Annotated in this window: 20 protein-coding genes and 1 pseudogene; 6 read left to right on the forward strand and 15 right to left on the reverse strand. The window is 59.1% G+C overall.

Annotation, left to right across the window (positions count from 1 at the left end; genetic code table 11):
• Position 1: 1 nt before the first annotated feature.
• From VB739_RS05920 to VB739_RS05965, 11 genes and pseudogenes are all read right to left on the reverse strand, one after another.
• The gene (locus VB739_RS05920) at positions 2-985 is read right to left on the reverse strand and encodes a hypothetical protein (RefSeq protein ID WP_323356182.1); all 984 of its coding nucleotides are present in this window, start codon (positions 983-985) and stop codon (positions 2-4) included.
• The gene (locus VB739_RS05925; RefSeq protein ID WP_323356183.1) at positions 982-1881 is read right to left on the reverse strand and encodes a hypothetical protein; all 900 of its coding nucleotides are present in this window, start codon (positions 1879-1881) and stop codon (positions 982-984) included. Before VB739_RS05925 ends, VB739_RS05920 begins: the two co-directional genes overlap by 4 nt.
• Positions 1878-3704 carry a hypothetical protein gene (locus tag VB739_RS05930; RefSeq protein ID WP_323356184.1) on the reverse strand — a complete coding sequence of 609 codons (1827 nt, stop codon included), beginning with the start codon at positions 3702-3704 and terminating at the stop codon, positions 1878-1880. The genes VB739_RS05925 and VB739_RS05930 overlap by 4 nt, the downstream gene beginning before the upstream one ends.
• A 94-nt stretch (positions 3705-3798) precedes the next feature.
• Positions 3799-4794, reverse strand: a complete 996-nt coding sequence (locus tag VB739_RS05935; RefSeq protein WP_323356185.1) for a PD-(D/E)XK motif protein — start codon at positions 4792-4794, stop codon at positions 3799-3801.
• On the reverse strand, positions 4791-7568 hold the full coding sequence (locus VB739_RS05940; protein ID WP_323356186.1) for a Z1 domain-containing protein: 2778 nt from the start codon (positions 7566-7568) through the stop codon (positions 4791-4793). The genes VB739_RS05935 and VB739_RS05940 overlap by 4 nt, the downstream gene beginning before the upstream one ends.
• Before the next feature lie 342 nt (positions 7569-7910).
• Positions 7911-8168 (reverse strand): annotated as a pseudogene (locus VB739_RS05945) (IS3 family transposase); the annotation flags it as partial.
• 451 nt (positions 8169-8619) lie between these two features.
• Entirely contained in the window at positions 8620-10347 is a 1728-nt protein-coding gene (locus VB739_RS05950; RefSeq protein WP_323356187.1) for an AAA family ATPase, read from the reverse strand.
• Between the two features lie 901 nt (positions 10348-11248).
• A complete protein-coding gene (locus VB739_RS05955; protein ID WP_323356188.1) occupies positions 11249-11437 on the reverse strand; it encodes an HIT domain-containing protein in 189 nt (62 codons plus the stop codon).
• Positions 11421-11714, reverse strand: a complete 294-nt coding sequence (locus VB739_RS16670; protein WP_416233304.1) for an HNH endonuclease — start codon at positions 11712-11714, stop codon at positions 11421-11423. The genes VB739_RS05955 and VB739_RS16670 overlap by 17 nt, the downstream gene beginning before the upstream one ends.
• Positions 11715-11741: 27 nt before the next feature.
• Entirely contained in the window at positions 11742-11918 is a 177-nt protein-coding gene (locus VB739_RS05960; protein WP_323356189.1) for a hypothetical protein, read from the reverse strand.
• 237 nt (positions 11919-12155) lie between these two features.
• Positions 12156-13517, reverse strand: coding sequence for a 3'-5' exonuclease (locus tag VB739_RS05965; RefSeq protein WP_323356190.1), 1362 nt, complete (start codon positions 13515-13517; stop codon positions 12156-12158).
• Positions 13518-13951: 434 nt separating this feature from the next.
• On the opposite strand from VB739_RS05965, the gene VB739_RS05970 reads away from it, so the two are divergent.
• Both VB739_RS05970 and VB739_RS05975 read left to right on the forward strand, forming a co-directional pair.
• Positions 13952-14233 (forward strand): hypothetical protein, encoded by a 282-nt coding sequence (locus VB739_RS05970; protein WP_323356191.1) that lies wholly within the window; start codon positions 13952-13954, stop codon positions 14231-14233.
• 102 nt (positions 14234-14335) lie between these two features.
• Positions 14336-15373 carry a hypothetical protein gene (locus VB739_RS05975; protein ID WP_323356192.1) on the forward strand — a complete coding sequence of 346 codons (1038 nt, stop codon included), beginning with the start codon at positions 14336-14338 and terminating at the stop codon, positions 15371-15373.
• Between the two features lie 92 nt (positions 15374-15465).
• Here VB739_RS05975 and VB739_RS05980 read toward each other — a convergent pair whose 3' ends face one another.
• Together VB739_RS05980 and VB739_RS05985 are read right to left on the reverse strand one after the other, a co-directional pair.
• A complete protein-coding gene (locus VB739_RS05980; protein ID WP_323356193.1) occupies positions 15466-15846 on the reverse strand; it encodes an HIT family protein in 381 nt (126 codons plus the stop codon).
• The gene (locus VB739_RS05985; RefSeq protein ID WP_323356238.1) at positions 15747-16106 is read right to left on the reverse strand and encodes an HNH endonuclease signature motif containing protein; all 360 of its coding nucleotides are present in this window, start codon (positions 16104-16106) and stop codon (positions 15747-15749) included. The genes VB739_RS05980 and VB739_RS05985 overlap by 100 nt, the downstream gene beginning before the upstream one ends.
• Here VB739_RS05985 and VB739_RS05990 point away from each other — a divergent pair.
• The 3 genes from VB739_RS05990 (at position 16080) to VB739_RS06000 (ending at position 17003) form a co-directional block, all read left to right on the forward strand.
• On the forward strand, positions 16080-16403 hold the full coding sequence (locus VB739_RS05990; RefSeq protein ID WP_323356243.1) for a hypothetical protein: 324 nt from the start codon (positions 16080-16082) through the stop codon (positions 16401-16403). The genes VB739_RS05985 and VB739_RS05990 overlap by 27 nt on opposite strands.
• 160 nt (positions 16404-16563) lie before the next feature.
• On the forward strand, positions 16564-16776 hold the full coding sequence (locus tag VB739_RS05995) for a type II toxin-antitoxin system HicB family antitoxin (protein WP_255024643.1): 213 nt from the start codon (positions 16564-16566) through the stop codon (positions 16774-16776).
• A gap of 92 nt (positions 16777-16868) precedes the next feature.
• Positions 16869-17003, forward strand: a complete 135-nt coding sequence (locus tag VB739_RS06000; RefSeq protein WP_323356239.1) for a type II toxin-antitoxin system HicA family toxin — start codon at positions 16869-16871, stop codon at positions 17001-17003.
• Here the strand turns inward: VB739_RS06000 and VB739_RS06005 are convergent.
• Together VB739_RS06005 and VB739_RS06010 are read right to left on the reverse strand one after the other, a co-directional pair.
• Positions 16994-17275 (reverse strand): HNH endonuclease signature motif containing protein, encoded by a 282-nt coding sequence (locus VB739_RS06005; protein WP_323356194.1) that lies wholly within the window; start codon positions 17273-17275, stop codon positions 16994-16996. The genes VB739_RS06000 and VB739_RS06005 overlap by 10 nt on opposite strands.
• A gap of 95 nt (positions 17276-17370) precedes the next feature.
• Positions 17371-17655, reverse strand: coding sequence for a hypothetical protein (locus VB739_RS06010; protein ID WP_323356195.1), 285 nt, complete (start codon positions 17653-17655; stop codon positions 17371-17373).
• Between VB739_RS06010 and VB739_RS06015 the strand changes: the two genes are divergently transcribed.
• Positions 17654-17962 carry a nucleotidyltransferase family protein gene (locus VB739_RS06015; RefSeq protein WP_323356196.1) on the forward strand — a complete coding sequence of 103 codons (309 nt, stop codon included), beginning with the start codon at positions 17654-17656 and terminating at the stop codon, positions 17960-17962. The two genes, VB739_RS06010 and VB739_RS06015, sit on opposite strands and share 2 nt — an antisense overlap.
• The last annotated feature ends 21 nt before the right edge of the window (positions 17963-17983 follow it).

Below are 17983 nucleotides of genomic sequence, written 5' to 3' on the forward strand. Positions count from 1 at the left end.
CTTAGGCACCGCCGAACAGCCTCCTCAGAAGGCTCGGAGGTTCTAATGTAGGTGCCTCTGATGTCTGTGGCGTCTCTGACTGTTGGTCAGAGGAATCAGAGGGTGCTGCAGGCAAGGAGTCATTACTCCTTGGATCGTTGTGGACGCTGGGATCCCGCGCAGCAAGCTCGGATTGACCAAGATGAGCTGAACCATACATCTCCTCACGCCGCAGAAATGTCCTGCGGATCAGGGCACCCAGTTCCTCACGTGGGAGCAGATCGAGCGGCTGTACGACCCCGTAGGCTCGGAGATCCTTGGTGGCCTCCCGATAGACGCGTGTCTGGATCTCAGCGCTGCAGCCGCTGAGCCGCTCCCGCATGGCGAGGTACTCCTCAGCCAGACAAACAGCGACGTGGGGGTTGCTCCCAATGGTTGGCCTCTCGAGGATGTTGCTGAAATCGTCCTCCTTCAGCTCGCGGATTAGACCCCAGCGATCCGGATGGACTGGTCCTCGATCCAGGCTGAGCACGCGGCGATGGATTCGTTGAAAAGCATTGCGTCCCCCGCCCAGAACACGGCCCTTCCATGCCTTGTCGGATTCCGCAACAGCCGATGGAGGCCAGCGCCAGATAGCGACATCCGGAAGCACAACCACGGTAAGGAATGTCCAGCAGGCATTCCGCAGGGATTCACCGCTGGGCACGTCATCGATCCAGAGGGGTTCCCACCCGCCAAGAATCTCGGCCACCTGAAATTCGAACTCAAGGAAGCTGCGCGGACGCCTTTCCGGGAAACCTTGCTGACGGGCAGCTGCAACGATGAGATGGCGAAGAAGTTTCAGCGCAGGCTCTTCAACTGGGAACCCGCCAGTGGCCATCACGTAGGCCTGAGAATTCTTCAGCTCCCCTGTCGGTTCAAGGGTGGAAGGATCTGAGCAGAGTGCCATTTCGGCCATGATCGGCAGGGCGGCACTGTCCGGCAGCTGGGGAATCAGTATGCTCATGCTCCCTCCGACCCTCCGGCAGAGATTGCCTGGCAGCGCTGGCGAAGGACTCCGGGTTCCTTGCTTGCCTGCTCCCGCAGAGCCTGAGTGGCAGGCGTGCCTTCGACACCGAGGCTTCTCAGCCACGCGCTCACGACGCTCCCAAGGGAAGCCTCCGGATACTCCTCCTGGGGGTCATAGCCCAGCTCGTCGATGAGGAGGCAGGAGCTCAGGACACTGGCCATGACGTCGGCCCGGATAATCCAGAGGAGCAGCCCATCCTCCTCGGCGTTGAGGCGTTGGATGAATTCCGATCGGTCACTGTTCAGCAGAAGTGTGACGGAGGAAAGAAGTGGATCGGCAGGGCTCTCAGCCGAAAAAGCAACCATCCACAGTCCATCGCCGAGGCTGCTCTCGGAAAAACTGATGGCGCGAACTGGAAAGCTGGCCAGGTCTCCTTCCAGAGAGAGAACAGCATCTTCACGGTAGAGAACGCTGCCGAGGCGAACCTGAAGACCTGCGATGCTTCCGCCACCGCTGTAGATCAGCAGGGTTGCGTTGATCCTGCTGCAGAGATGAGCCGATGTGAGGCTGTACCTCAGTTCGGCAGGATCAGATGGGATGTCTCTGACAGGCTGATCCAACGCCACGAATCGGCGGCCGGTCTGAAGGGTCGAACCGGTCGAAACAATGAGGGCGACTCGGGCACCTTCGAACAGTGGTGCAAGGCCCGCTTCGGAAAAGAGTTCCTGCGGCTGCCACCCGAGCCGACAGGTGATCTGCAGCTCGGACTGGTAATCCCAGCTTCCTGATCCATCACGGAAATCCCTGAGGGTGTCATCAATTAGGGCCTGCCACTGCCCGGGTTGCCGTACCAGTGGGAAGAGTGTCGGATAGGGAAACGCTGTTCTGCTCATCGCTGATCCCCCTCGATCAGTTCAGCGGTCAGCCCTACGGCCACATAGTCGGGAACGCTTAGGGAGACGAGAATCTCCACACCCTTGGCCGATGGTTCGCATCGCAGGGAGCCATCTTCCGTTTCAAGGCCATCTCCATCGACGGTGATCCCCACGATCTCTGGTGCCCTGCCGTTTGGCGCCACGGGTTCCCTCTCTCTTGCATCACTCTGTACCCATGGAGTGAAGCTGATGATGGCTGTTCCCTCGCTGTCTCCGGTGAGGCGAATCCGGAACGTGGCGACAGGAATCCCATCCCTGAGCTCGGTGCCAAGCGGTGCAGGGGATGACAGCTTCAGAGGGCGGCGCCGACTCGGGCCGCTTCGTGGACTCGGGGGGTGGCCGGCCGATCCCCCCGGCCCAGTGCCGATGAGGGACCGTCCCAGTTCTCCGGCGAGAGCCGCCAGCGACTCCTGCTCCCTTTCCCTGATCCGCATGGCGCGGACTAAGTCCGTTCCGGATAACAATTTCACGCGGTCCTTGATGCGTTTGAGTCCGACATTGACATATGTGCGCTGGTGTGAAGACAGCGACTGATCGGCCTTCGGTTCCCAGTCGTCATGAGCAGGTGGCTCGGACCTGGCGTAAGCCTGCTCAACGACGTTGTCAGGGCCTCGATCACAGATATAGACGGCTCCCCACTGGGTCTGATCAGCTTCATTCAGTGAGCCAACCTGGTACCGGACGACTAGCTCAGCCGGTCGAAGCAGGGCCATATGGCAGAGCTTCTCGGGAATCAGGGCATCATCCCCAAGGTGGATACGGTACCGGTCATCTGCATGGAGCTGAAGAGACGCCTGACACTGTCCGAAGAACCCGATGCGTTGCCTCGGACGTTCACAGAAAACTTCGTCGGTCTGGCTTCTCGCATGCTGAAGGGCCTGTGTGAGAAGCCAGAGAGGCTGAATTGTCGAGGGGTCAGGGAGCTCGGCCTCCTCCCCTAGGATTGACAGCCGGCATGTCATCGGGACGGATCCATTCTCGCGTGAGGTGAACTTCGGCCAGCAATGCCAGAGAAGAATCTCCTGAATTCTCGCCATCAAGCGCTGTTTCTGCCCCAGCCCGGTTAACTCGATACGTCCGTTGTCGTCACGAAGATCCTGTAGTTCAGGATCGAGAATCATCAGCGTTGTCCCACGCTGCTCAGGAGTATGCCGTCCGTACATCCCGAGAGACTGAGCGATCCGAGAGCCCTCTTCGCCTCTCACAGGGTCAACGGATTCCCTTCCTTGGTCTCCGTTACAGTGAACACCCCACCAGTGGCGGCCTGTATAGCGTTTGCCGTCATGGTCGAAGGCCATGCCCAGTGCCTTTGCGATCAGCCGATTTTCCGGCGCTTGGGCAGTTCCTGTGAGCGAGTGAATGACGACCGTGCTGCAGCCGCTGATCCTGAACAGAGCAGACTTGCCGAAGCCGTAGGTACCACCTCCCAGCACCATATCCCGGGGACTGCCGATGTTACGTACGAAGTTCACGAAGTCTGCCACTTCCCCCTCCTGTAGCGCCTCTGCAGCAGAGATCGGTCCACCAAGACCCTTGGTGCGTTCATCGCTGATCTCCATCACGAGTGGCTCGGGCGAATCGAGAAATCGTCGGATACGCCCCGCAATCGGTTCACCGGCATCTTGGGGCGGGAGTTCGGAGAAGAAAGCTCGCATCGCCTCAAGATGATCGCTGTCGAGAACCCTTATCCTGATACGGAAAATCGGGGCCTGTTCACAGCCGAGGGACGCATCCCAGCTGTTCTGGAGGGCCTCTCGGATCACCAGTTCCAGAGGTGACATCGCCGGCTGACCGAGCAGCCGGATCGCTCCGTCAGCGGCAAGATTGCCATCCCGGCTGTAGGGCTCACTGTGGAGATGGATCGGAAACATGTTGTCACTCCATGGCCAGGATCGTGCGGCTCAGATCCTCTTCACTCATCCTGAGGTGAGCGGCGTTCCCAAGCAGCACATCGAATCTGAGCTTCGCAATACCTGGTGGCAGACATCCATCTGCGAAATCAGATTTGCGGATGCGAGGGAAATCATCAGTGACAGTGTACATCGACATTTCATGGAGCGTGAATCGATGTTCAAGCCAGAGATCCTTCTGTTCCTCAAGATAGCCTGCATGAGAGAGGCGCTCTGAGAACTCTTCCTGATCCTGGATGATGGCCAGAATGGAATCCACCAAATCCGGAACACAGACAGGGCCGATAGGATTTGAACTTAGGATGGAGTGGCAGAGATACAGCGAATGACCTTCAGCAGGTTCCAGCTGATCAAGCCCGTTCACTGTGAATCGTGGTTCGCCTGAGAGATGGGAGGCCTTCACCTCGATGTCATCGGTGCCCCACGAATAGTCACAGGCGGATCCCATCGGTCCGTTCCAGCCCTTCCACAGTTCGGGCCGGTGGCGGGCCAAGCGATCGATGAGGAGCAGTTCTCCGGTGAGTCCCAGAATCTCTTCCTGCGAAGGCAGTGGCCCCCCGCTGCGGGAGAGAAGTCGGCGAAAATCAAGCACCGCATCCATGCATGCGCGCGATGGCGTCGCCCCTCCCACGAGGTGATCGACGACTCGGTTGGCCAGAAACCCGAAAGGCTCCTTCAGGTCAGACTCAAGGCAGTCAATGCGTATATAGGTTTCGGCATTGCCTTGGCCATTCTGGAACTGCTGGCGAGTGATGTTAAGCCTCCCGCATCCTGGATTGGGCAACGGAGCACGACCTCCGGGATTGCGGAGCAGGATGCCCCGTGTGCCTCCATCGCCGAGACATAGAAGCGCATCGCCGGAACGTAGACCTTCCACATCGAGCGGCATGGCATCGAGACCGGAAGGACTTGGTCCGAGCCGTTCGATTTGGGCCCAGATCTGCAGCATCTGATCAATCATGGATTGCCCTCATCGTCAGTCTCGAGTGAAAGAATCTCTGCCTCGTCGAACGCCTCCCCCTCTGCAGGGCGTTCCAACTTCACCCTGATGAAGTGGCGTGCCGTGGCTCGCGAGACATTCGGGAACACGATGCCCATGCCTAGGATGTGATGAGCGAGCATCTCGGGACTTTCGAGGCCTGCGAGAAGGGGCAGTCGACTCTGCTGGTCAAGGGGCTTTTCAGGATCCCAGTCTCTTGGCTGAGATTGCCGATCGATTGGATAGAGCAGCAGCAGGGGGCGTTTACCCAGCTCCTCCTCCCGGTAACGCTTCACAGAATCCCAGGAGTCCTTGTCCGTGCTGAAGCCGGGATCCGAGAGACTCCCCAGCCAGGCCCGATAGGCCTCCCGGTTCACGTCCACAAGTACATCCGATACGCCCATCAGAGCCTTCAGATAGATGCGCGAGCGGAGTTCCTGATCTATAGAGCCACCGAAGGGGGAATGGTAGGCAGGATTGATCTTCGAGCGGTTGAGAAGCGTGATGCCACTCACCTCTCCGAAGCTGATGCTGCGACCACCACTGGCCCCGATCACTGCGACATTCCAGGTTTCCATGCATTCCTCGGCTGAATCAAGCTCTGATTCAACGAAGTCGCTGATGCCCTGCATGCTCTCCTTCTCAAGCCTGTAGGTACGCAAGAAACGGACAACAGCGCGATGATTGACCTCAGGGATGAGAACAGAGCTTCCTTTCCTTTCCGGGTCTCTGCCGCTGTGCTGCACAGCCTCCTTCAGCAGAAGGGCTCCAGCTTCCCAGTTGCTGGCATGAAACTCATTGCTGACAGGAAATCCTATCGTCTGTTCATGGGCTCCATAGTAGCTGATATCGCATTGTTCCAGATTCTCCATTACAAGCTTATTCCTCGCCGTGATGCTGAGGCTTGCAATCTGCGGCACGCGGATGGCCATGTCGGCAGGTGTCCAGCCTCTCCGCGTGATCTCTGAGATCTCAGCGCGGATCAGTTCTTCGACATTCACAAGGTCACGGAAAGCGTTGTCAAGCTCTCGGGTCATCCAGATCCGCGGCAGATCCTCATAGCCTCGGCGATAGCCGAACCATCGCCCCATCTGCATCAGTGTGTCGTACTGGTTAGTGGTGCGGATGAAGAAACTGCAGACCAAGCCCTCGATGGTCAGGCCTCTGGCGAGGACGTTGCCACCGATCACGATGGTATGGAGCGGTCGATGCGATGAAAAGTCAAGGCGTTCGGAGAGCTCCGATTCAGAGTTCTCCACGGTGAGGGTGATGGATTCAGCTGCTGCGAGCAGAAGGGGGCTGAGCTGCTCAAAGTCCTCCGCCTCAGCGGGGCAGTCGAGTTCGGCTCTCCTCCCGTCTTCCAGTGAGCTGGATTCGCGCTGCCAAAGCGACCGGAGTTCCTCAATCCGCTGTGCATTTCCTGATCGTAGGTCTTGCAGAACAGCAGCAAGCCATTCGTTGTGAACAAGGTTTCGCAGTCGCCGATGGCAGCCGGCGTAGATGGTCGTATGGATGAGCATGCAGCAGTGATGCTGCTCTTGCCCGCGATGTGCTCTTGCTGCGAGGGCAAGCAGAAAGTAGTCGCAGGCTGCCCTCAGGCTTGGCGTGAGGGCAGGAGTGAAGAGATCACGATTGGTTCTCGAGACAGGCTGTAGAAAGGTGGCGTCGTCATCCGGCACCCTGCGGATGAATGGAAGCTCGGCTTCAAGGTCAGCTCCCTGCTCATCAGCAAAGAGTCTTCTCACACCGAAATATCCTTCCGGCTCAGCCAGCGAAACGATGAATTCACTGGGATAGAGATCTCTGCTCCCATCGACCGAGGTCTCTGCCATCAGGATATTTGCGTACGGAGTTGCCGTATAGCCGACATAGGTGACTCTTGGCAGCTGATCACAAATGTCCCTGATCAGTCCATTGATGCGAGAGACGGCACTTCTGTAGGCTGATGTGTTGATACTGGCCTGGTCACACTCGTCATCAATGATCAGAGTGGGGATGCTTTTGCGTTCCAGCCCTGACAACCTGCTCATGGCTCTCTTCAGCCGCCTGAGCACTGCAGCATTTTTTTTGACCACCAGCAGAGCGCACTTCCCCCGCTCCAGAGTGGGAAGTTTGATCCCATCTTCCAGCCTGAAATCCTGACCTTCCGTTGTCCCAACCCACCAGCGCTCGGGGTTGTGCACCACGACGTCGGTTTCGATCCGTCGCTGGGTCTGCTGACGCAGAATGTTCGTCAGTCCCGCCAAGATGATGACCATCCTATAACCGCTGTCAGCAGCTTTCGCGATTGTTGCCGCCATGCTTGCCGTCTTGCCGCTCTGCACATAGCCGAGCACCAGCCCCTGAAATCTTCCCTCAACTCCTGAATTCGGACAGAGCAGCTCGTTGGTGATTCTTGTGGAGGCCTCATCAATGGAGGAGACGGCCGTCTCACCCCATCCCTTGCTAAGGAGATGATCCCGATACGCGTACCAGTTGGGGCTGGCGTTCTCTCTGGCTCCCAGATACCAGCGGCTCTGTCTGCGGCTGCTGATGACCGGAACCGGAAAGAGCCGCACCAGGCCCGCCTCACGCCTTCGGAGGCCAGCGAGCGCTTCGTCGATCAGCGCTTCCTGATCCGCAGTTAGGCCGGGGAAGGCAGATTTGATCTGATCTCCGGCGGCATCGATCCCGCCGGCTTCCGTCTGGAGCATGAGCTCCAGCTGCATGGTCACCATGCTCAGGAATGGGCTGCTGGCGCCGGCTGCCTTGGGCACGGATGCATAGGGTGTTTCAGCGCAGACCTTACTCAGGTTTTTCGGGATCTGCCTACCTCCATGGCGCCACCGTTTGTCCTGCTAAGCGGCGGTGGAGAGGCTGGAGGAGTCGAAGGAGGCGGCCTAGGCGATCCCAGTACGATGGATCGGCTAAGCCTTGGAGCACATGGCGCCAGGCACGCTCATGGATCTTCAGGCTTAGCTTCTGCTCCTCGATTTCCGCCACAAGCACGGGCCGGCGTTGGGTAATGAGTTTCTGGCCCATCAGACTGCCGGCCTGGCGCTGGATTGCCCGGAATCGGTCCTGAAGAACTTCGACAGCTCCGCGGCGGCTCTCTGAGCTTAAACCTTTCCATCGGCCAGCTCATTGAGTACCCACTCATCGATCTTAGGGTCAGCCACTAAACGTTTGAGCCGACTGTTCTCCTGTTCCAGTTTCTTGGGGCTCTTGGCCTCTGCGGCTTTCATGCCGCCGGAGAGCTGCTGCAAGAATTTGATGGAATGTGCCGACAACTTCAGAGTTTCGTAGACACCGGCGACGGTCTGTCCCTTGTTGAGGAGTTGTTCATCGTTGCGCAGGCTGCGGATGATCTTCTCGGGGGTATGGCGCTTGTGTTACATGGGGCTTGTTTTAGGCAAGTCTGGCCGGCATGGAAGCTTGCATATAGTTTGCTTCAGTTTCTGGGTTCCATGTCAGCCTTGATCATCTAGGCATGCCGCCGCTCCGCCATCAACGGACGAGCCGCCTGCCCCCAGTGCTACATCAAGCCGATCAACGCCAAAAAGCTGATCGTGCAGGTGTTTGCTTGGACCAAACAGACCGCTGGCCTGCTGCAGTTCAAGTCCTGAGGCCTGGCACGAATGCGAGCAGTGTTTCGGCTGCATGTGGTTGCTAGCAATCTGATCCTGCTGGCAAATCTGCTCAGCCCACAGGAGGCTTTGGTATAAAGGCGATGGGCGTGGGCGATCAGAATCAGTGCGGTGCCTAGAAAGTGCCGGAGGTGGCAGGTGGGAACGATCAAATCTGTAGCTCTTGGCCTAATACGATTCTTCATTCATCTTCAAGAAGCTCTTCAAAATATGTGAACTTTGTCCGCACACTCTCGAAGTCGGAATCACTGATATCTTTCGCATGACAATCATTTCTTCCCCCACCCTCAGTTGAGTTAATGTCGCCGAGGTACAATCTTACCCTTTCTTTTTGGTGCTCGCCGAAAAAGCTTGAAAATCCTTCCACCCAGTTTTTCGAGATGATGCTCGACAATTCTAGAAGGAATAAAGGGCTTTGCCCTCCCAATAGATCATCGAAAGAGTAGTCCTTATTCATTAGCCTAGTTCGGCGATCTTCAGTGAGGGACCGATAAACTCTGTTTAAGCAGAACTCATCTATAGGCATTGCGCTTTCATCGCCGTTATTGCACTTCCTGTTTCGCGCTGATTGTTTGAGTGAGCGCTTAATCAACTTTCGGATATTCCGCTCGAGGCGGTTGCGACGCCCTGAGAGCTCAAGCTCCTTCTCCTCTTGGCTTACGCCTCGTTTGCTGTACTTCCATTTGCTACTTAGATGGTCTCTAATGCAGTCAATGGCAATCTCATAGCCCAGAGGGGTTTTGGAGATGATTCCGTATCCTTCCAAGTGGTGAATCAACTCCCTGTTGTTAACTGCGTATTCTTCAAATGTTTCGCTGCCTTCCGTGACCATAATCTTCAGCATCTCATATTCGTCGGGAAAGAATCTCAGCGCATCAACAATAAGTTTTAAGTAGGATGATATATGGTGTAGGCTGCTTTCTATGTGCTTGCTCCAAGTGAGGTTATCAATAAGTATCGGCTTGGATTGATCGGAGAGTAACTTATTGAGTCCGCTGCAGGCTTGTCTTGTCAGAAAGGGATGCCCGCCAAACTTCTGAAGCAAGTAGTATATGGCATCGTCTTTAAATTCAAGCCCCATATAAAAACCGATCTCGTTTAGCATTTTTTTCATTTCTTCAAACCCAAACGACGGTAAATAGATTGGCTTGGCGTGTTGAAAAATTGGATTCTCGAGCCGATTGAACCAATATGTTGACTCTAGAGCACATGGATTCGTGCCACTAATCAGATATGTGCATTTATCTGTATGCAGCTGAGTAAGGTTTCTTATTGCATGCCAAAAATGAATAAAGTCATCATCACTCCGCCATGAGCCAGTCCCAGTCTCGGGAGTCATTCTTTCGATCTCGTCAAACATTAACAATGCCTTGCGCGACTTCTTTGATTCGTAGACTCGAAAAAAGTCATCCGTAAAGAGCTGCTGGGCATTTTTAGGGTCGTACTCAATCTCCTCCGCTGCTACTCGCACTTTCGAACCCAACTTCCTTTTATACTCCTTGATAATATGACCAAGTACCTGGTTCCACCGATTTAAGCCGAATCTGTTGCAGTCAACTAATATCGATAAGCTCTCGTTGTTATCGAGCTGTCGCTGTAGTGCGTATAAAACAGATGTCTTGCCACTTTTTCTTAGGCCGAAAACCCCTGTATTCTCTCCAGCTCGATGCCTGCCTACGCATTCGGCAAGAATGCTAGTTCTTCCGTAGAAGAGGGAGTCATCTTTAAGAGGATTTCTGTAGCAGAATAAGTCCTGACAATGGAACGACTGCCGAAATCGTTGCTCAACAAATGTTGCCTCTCCTATATTCTTCTCCTTGGAGAACAATGCTCCGCCTTCGTGAAAAGCAAAGGGAATAGTTGCAGGGATGTCATTATTCTCAGATAGAAGGGTCTTGATCTTGCTCACGACTGATTCGTCTCTAGATATTATCAGCTGGCAAGCGCTTGACAGCCTGCCTCGCTGTGCCTTCTCCTCAAAGCAAGTTCTTATTGCATCGAAAGCGGCTAAAGTCCTTGGCTCAAATTGCGGATAATCACTAAACAGGCATATTAGCTCTCGGTCAAGCCTGAATGCTTTGGCGATAACGCGGCTGGGTTTAAGCAGGCAAAAGCAATACGTTGAGCGACCATTGCCTAGCTCAACACTAGAAGCGTAGGTTACGGTAAAACTCTTTGATAGCTGCCTGATAAGGAATTGAATCTCTTGCCTGAATTGGTTTAGGTCAACATGTGACCGAATTCCTGTGTCAGCAGTCTTTCCGAGATTCGAGCTATGCACGAGTGGAATCGCACCTTGCTTCCTTATGGTACCCGAATTGCTTCGCTTGGCAAGTATCTCTGGTGGCCCTAGTGTTAGTATGCCGGCTTAACCGTTATCTTGATTGCGCATATTGGGTGCTGCTATTGGGAGAATGTCCCTTTCCTGCATTGGTGCCTACATCGCCTTCGTTCCTGGTAGGACTGGCTGGTTGGTTGGCGATTGGACTGACTGGATAATGCAGTTCCTTTCTGAAGGCGCCTGTGTCGTATTCATAGCCCAAGGAATCATCTGCCTGTTCATATTCTTGTCGTATAGTTCTCCTGAGCCTCTGTCGTACTGGTTTGCTTGCGATATGGATCTATCAAGATGTCTGTCATGCGGAGGACAGTGTGAGCCTGGCGCATGTGTAGCAATTATGGATTACCTTAATGGGCTTGTTTCGCCAGAATCATCCCTTGATGGGCCAAGCTGTTCATAGTCGCCTTACGCCTCGGGTTTAGATGCAAGTGTGGATGAAACTCCGTCTAGAAGGCCGCTTCGTCTGAATTCAACCCCACACGCTCCAGCCACTAATCATGGCGTCCTGGAAACTCTGCAACTCCACCAAGGCGATCCACTCAGGTCGATGCAGCTCCAACCCGTCGGCCCCATGCCGACGCGGGATCACCAGACTGTGCCCCTCGTTCACGGGATAGGCATCGGCGACGCAGAGCGCCAGCTCATTCTCCAGCAGCACCCAGCCGCTGCCCCCAGCGCGCAGAACACACAGCCCGCTTCGCGGTGGCCGTAGCTGGCCTGCACACCGCGGAAGTGGATGCGCCCTCTTGCGTAGACAAACAGCCGTCGCGCTTGCCGGTCTTGCAGCGGAAGCAAAGCGCCTGCAGGTTGGTGATGGCGTCGGAACCGCCCTGGTTCCTGGGGAGGATGTGGTCCACCTCAAGTGCCCGTTGGTGCTCGTGCGCCCCGAAGCACTCGCAGCGGCCCCGGGCCGTGGTGAGCACCTGGTATTTCACCGAGCCGCTTATCGGGGTGTGGTTTCGTTAGCGATGGGCAAACACCTCCTCGCCGCGCTGCTGGCGGAAGGCATCGAGGCGCTGGTGGCACAGCTGTTGCAGCGCATCGCGCTCGGCGTCGCTCAGTTCGTCGCTGTCGATAAGGCTGTAGGCGCCGTTGCCGTAGGCGGTGATGCCGTTGCCGGTGAGCACCTTGCCCACCATGCGCTTTACAGGATTCGTCGGGCCACGTCCTGCGCTGGGGCGGGGCTGCGGCGGCCGAGCAGTTCCATGGGCATCAGGGGTCGGTCTATGGGGCTCTTGCGCATGCGCTTGGCGATGGTCTCGCGCAGGCGCTCCTAGGTGGCGGAGGGGGGCGGGGAGATTGTCGAGGTGGGGGGATGATGCTCAGATCTGCTAATGGCACCGGCAGTTGCGCCCAGCTTCAGAGATTGGGAAGCGTCAGTCCATCGCTGACAGCTCTTCCCCCGGGTCATAGACCCATCCCATGGCCTCGGAGCCTGCCGCCAGGTCCTTGATGTCACATACCAGCAGCACCGGCAGCTGCAGTTGCTTGGCTTCGCGCATCTTGGTGTTGTTGGACGCAAGATCATCCGCCAGCAAAAAGGTGGGCTTGCGGCGCACCGGCACCTTCTGGGCCTTCCGATACACCAGGCCGAGGTGCTGGGCGAGAGCGTCGGCGACGGCGTCAGACACATCGGTCTTGATGAATTCCGTGCCGGCCACCAGCGGCACCGGCAGTGATTTCCAGCCCTCCGGCACTTCAGTCGTCTGCAATTCGGTCTGCACCGCTGAGCGGGGTTGCAGTTCACAGCCGCCGGTGGCGCCGTTGCGCTCAACCGCCACGGCCGCCTCGGCCGGTTTCAGATGGTTGATCCCCTCCAGCAGGGCCTGTGCAAGGGCCCGGGCGTCGACGAGGGCACTGTGGGCCTGCTCCGGGGGCAGGTCCACACCCAGCCGCTGACAGAGTGATTCAAGGCTCTCTCTGCCCTGCATCGTGTTCAGCCCCCGGCCGAGGTTGATGCGGATGCCCGCCACCGCCGCTAAGCGGCGCTCCAAGAAACCCTGATCGAACGGCAGGTTGTGGGCCACCAGCACATGCCCGTCCAGCCGCGCGGCCAGGTCGGCTGCCACGGCCGAAAAGCTGGGGGCGTTCGTCACCATCCGATCGTGGATGCGGTGCTTCTCCTGAGCCTTGCCGCCGGGGATTGCCATGCCGGGATGCACGAGCGTGTCCCACACGTCCTTCAGGAGGCCGTCGGGCTCCAGGCGGAGAACCGCAATCTCCAGGATCCGGTGATCGGCGCCGAAGCCGGTGGTTTCCAGATCGATCACGGCGAAGCCGCGGGCGCCGCTGGGAAGCAGGGAGGCCAGGGGGGCGGGTCCTGCCAGTGGGGCAGGCGCCAAGGAGGTCTCCACGGTTTCCTCGGGCTCCTGGGGCTCCGTCTGCGGCGCTGGCCGGGCGTGGCGAGGCGGGCGCTCACCCTTGAGCGGGATCGCGGACACGAGCAACTCGCGGATCAGCCCAGCCGAGGTGAGGGACCACAGCTCCCCCTCCACCGTGTAGTCGAGCCTGCTGATCCGCTCGATCAGATAGATCTTCGGCGTGGGGTTGCCGCTCTCGCGGACGTTAAGCGCATGGCGGCCCTCCCCCTGCAGCTTGCGGCTATGGATCACCACCTCACGCACGCTGCTCTGCCCCTTGGCATCGGTGTAGTGCACGGTCGCCTTGAGCGGGGCCGATGGCAGCACCGGCGCCACCGTCGCCAGGGTCGGCGCCGGCAGGGTGGCTGAAGCAACCACTGCAGCTGGGAGATCGGCGTGCACAGAGGCCCGGCGCCGAGCTGCACGGAGGCCCCGCAGGATTCCAAAACTCGCGAGCAGCCCGAAGGCCAAGGCCAGGGTGAGCATCACTGCGTTGCTGCCAGTCATCCGATCTCTCCGTGGTGCTTCCGTTCAAAGCGGCCGAGGTCGCCCAGAGCCCCCTGAGGGCACGGCCGAAATGGCACAGGTAGAACAGCAGGGCAGGCCGATTCTCGCCGACTCGGGCCAGGGCAGACCCGGTTGAGCCCGGTTCTGGGCCAAGCAACTGTGCAGCAGGCATGACCTCACTGCCTGGGTTTTGAGCTTTCCTCATCGTCCTTTCTCGGCCCTGCGCCACTATCCAGGCTGGAGTACTGAAATCACGCCAGCTAGAATAGTCAGAGCAGCTCTTCATCTTCTTGGTTATGCATCAGATGAATAAGTCAAGCACCACGGTGTTGCCGCTGCTGGCTTTGAGCTTGATCTCAGTAACACTCCCTAGACCGGCCTCTGCACAGGATGATGAAGAGGAATTCACCTGCCGCGACGGCCTCTTCGGCACACGCTCCTGCCAATCCGACAGCGGCACCACCATCAAGAGCAGGCCCGACCTGTTCGGCAACACCAACTCCACCATCACCCGCCCAGACGGCTCCACCACCAAATGCTGCTCTCGCCAGGGCCTGTTCGGCACGATCACCACTGTCTGCGAGTGAGGGAGATGAGCCTGCGCGCGGGCTGGGATCCCGTCCTTCGCACGGGATGACGTTCGGGACGTATCGGGCGCAGGCATGATCCTGTCAATAGCTGCGACACCGATGGAGCGGAACACACCCGGCACCCTCTACTTCATCACCGAACAGGATCCGTTCGGCGATACCAGTGGCAGTTACGTCAAGATCGGCCTAGTTCGCGACAACGACACCGGTCGCTCCAGCCTCGACCGTCTGCTCGAGCACCAGACCGGCAATCCCAGGATTCTCGTGGTGGCCGAATCGCTCACCACCACGGCTCCGATCTCCGAGCTTGAAACATCGGTGCACCAGCAACTGGCCCGCCACCGCGTCAGTGGCGAGTGGTTCCGCGCCGGGGGCGAGGGCATCCGCCCCTTTGTGGATGTAGCCGAAGCGATCCGCCGCGAGCTGGAACATCTCCACACCCATTCGTCCGAGCTGGAGACTCTTGCCGCCACCGAGGACACCGCAGAGGAACTGCTGCCGGACAGCGAGGCGAAGGACATGCACCACGAGATGGTCGGGGTGGTGCGCGCCATCAAGGAACGCAAACAGCAACTCAATCGAGTGGCTCTAGAGCTTCAGTTGTTCGGGGGCACAGAAACGTCAGACATTGAGGGCATCTGCGGCCACCATTACACGAAGGCTGGCAGCCGTTTCGATTCCAGTGGATTCGGCCAGGCCTACCCCGATCTGCTCGCAGAACTGGGATCAAGCCGGATCCAGTCGCGATTCAGCCTGCGCCAGGCGCCGAAGCTTACACCGTCTGACGACATGAATCCCCTCAAGGAGCTCTGCGCAGCGCAGACCATCGCCGGATCGGAACCGCTGAAGCTTGCTCGCTCCTCCCGGACCGAGGCCCTCCACGCCGACTGGATCGAGCTGCACAGCGGCCTGCAGCCTTTGAAGCAGAAGGAGGATCTGTTGGAGGCTCGGATGAAGCTGCTCTGCGGACCCGCCGCTGCCCTCAAAGGCATCTGCAGCTGGAAACGAACCACCATCCGCACCATCTCCCAGAAGGAGCTGCTCCCCAGCCACCAGGAGCTGGTGGACGCCTTCACCATGCCAACCGCCCCGCGCTGGAGTTTCAAAGTGAACCCATGGCGGCCATATCGGTTCTGATCAGTCTCACGACCACAAGAGGAATGACTCGCATCGTGATCCAGTGGCACCGGGCGCTTTCTGCGTTGTAGCTGAGGTTGTTCAGGCTGTCGTCAGCAGGCCTGATGCCCTGGGATGACACCCCGCACCCCACCCCGCGGCTCCTCAGAATCCCCCTCCCGCCTCGGAATCAGAAGCCAGTGCGGATGAAACACCGTCTGCCCCGCCGCCTCGCCTGAGTTCAGCCCCCCTCTTGCGTTGAGCAAACCAGCCCAGCCGCTGATCGACGCGTCCTGGGCACTCAGCTGCTCCCGCCGCAGCTTCAGCACTTCCACCACGGCGTTCCACTCCGCCTGGTGCAGCTCCAGCCCGTCGGCCCCATGACGACGCGGGATCACCAGGCTGTGCCCCTCGTTATCCAGCAGCACCCGGCCGCTGTCCTCCAGCGCGCAGAACACACAGCCCGCTTCGCGGTGGCCGTAGCTGGCCTGCACACCGCGGAAGTCGGTGCGCCCTCTTGCGTAGGCAAACAGGCGTCGCGCTTGCCGGCGTTGCAGCGGAAGCAGAGCGCCTGCAGGTTGCTGATGGCGTCGGAGCCGCCCTGGTTTTTCGGGATGATGTGGTCCACCTCCAGGGCCCGCCGGTGCTCGTGAGCGCCGCAGCACTCGCATCGGCCCCGGGCGCATCGGTGAACCCTGTCTTTCACCGAGCTGCTGATCGGGCTGCGGTGGCGGCTGCGGTGGTGGGCAAACACCTCTTCGCCGCGCTGCTCGCGGAAGGCATCGAGGCGCTGGCGGCAGAGCTCCAGCAGCGCGTCGCGCTTGCCATCGCTCAACTCGCCGCCGCCGATCAGGGTGTAGGCGCCGTTGCCATAGCGGGTGATGCCGTTGCCGGTGAGCACCTTGCCCACCATTCGCTGCCCTGGATCCGCCGGGCCACGTCCTGTGCCGGGGCCGGGCTGCGGCGGCCGAGAAGTTCCAGGAGCATCAGTGGCTGGTCGATGGGTCTCATGCACATCCGCTCGTCGATGAACTCGCGCAGGCGCTGGTAGGTGGTGGAGGGGGGCGGGGACATGGGGGCATCCTGGCTGGGGTGAGACGGGGGGTGGCACTTGTAGACGAGAAGACCATCACCCTCCGATGGATGTCCCACACCAATCGGCACGCCCAGCCGCGGTACCTACGATGCGGCCAGTGAAGGTTGGTCAGATCGTGCGTACCTACTCCGCCGTGATCGAACGCTGCAGCGAGACAGGTCTGCTTGTGGGCCATGTGCCTGGCTTCCCCGGCGCCCACAGCCAGGGGGCGACGCTCGACGAGCTGCAGGCCAATCTCCAGGAGGTGATCGCCATGTTGCTGGAGGACGGCGAGCCGAGCCTGGAGAGCGATTTCGTCGGCCTGCAGCAGATCGTTGTTCCGGCTTGAACGTGGGCTCGACACCGGTTCTCAAGCCCTCGGAGGTGGTCGGCATCCTGCGGAAACTGGGTTTTGAGCTTGTCCGTTAACGCGGATCCCATCTGCAGTTCCGCGATGCACGTGGACGCGGCACCACCGTTCCAGCCCATCAGGGCCGTGACATCGCGCCACCGCTGCTTCGTCAGATCGCCAAGGACATCGGCATGACCATGGAGGAATTCCTTGGCTACCGCTGAACGTGGCAGTTGCCCATAGCCCTGGGGGCACAGCGCTTGAAGCTCATCGCTTGGCCCTCGATCACCAGGTCGGCAACGGCGATGCAAAGCGCCTCCAGGTTGCCGATGGCGTCGGAGTTGCCGTGGTTCCTGGGCACGATGTGGTCCACCTCTAGGGCCCGCTGGTGCTCGTGCGCGCCGCAGCACTCGCAGCGGCCCCGGGCACGGGTGGGCACCCTGTACGTCACCGAGCCGCTGATCTGGCTGCGGTGGCGGCTGCGGTGGGCGAACACCTCTTCGCCGCGCGGCTCGCGGAAGGCGTCGAGGCGCTGGCGGCATAGCTGCTGCAGCGCGTCGCGCTCGGCGTCGCTCAGCTCGTCGCCGCCGATCAGGCTTTAGGCGCCGTTGCCGTAGGCGGTGATGCCGTTGCCGGTGAGCACCTTGCCCACCATCCGCTGCCCAGGATCCGCCGGGCCACGTCCTGCGCTGGGGCGGGGCTGCTCCTCCCCAGCAACTCCATGAGCATGAGGGGTTGGTCGATGGGGCTCATGCGCATCTGCTTGGTGATGGTCTCGCGCAGGCGCTCGTAGGTGCCGGAGGGGCCGGGGACATGCAGCCAGAGTGGACCGTGGTCGCGTCGGGGGCCAGTGGCGGACAGCAGAATGGGAGCCATGGATCCCAGACAGCCACCCACGCTTGAGCGGCTCAGGCAGATGGCCCCCGAGCTGCTCGCGCTCACAGCTGCCCACGGTGGCCAGGATCTTCGCGTCTTCGGCTCTGTGATCCACGGTGCGGCAGGGCTGCAGAGCGACGTGGACCTGCTGGTGGATTTCCCCTCCAGCCCCAGCTTCGAGCAGTACATGGACCTCAAGCTGGCCCTGGAAGACCTGCTCAGCGCCCGGGTGGACCTGGTGACGCGCCGCGGTCTTCGCCCTGAACTGCGGCAGCGGATTGAGCAGGAGGCCATTCCGCTTGCCTGAACGGGGAAGTGCCCGCAATTG

This window comes from Cyanobium gracile UHCC 0281, assembly GCF_034931305.1.
GTDB classification, from domain to species: domain Bacteria; phylum Cyanobacteriota; class Cyanobacteriia; order PCC-6307; family Cyanobiaceae; genus Cyanobium; species Cyanobium gracile_A.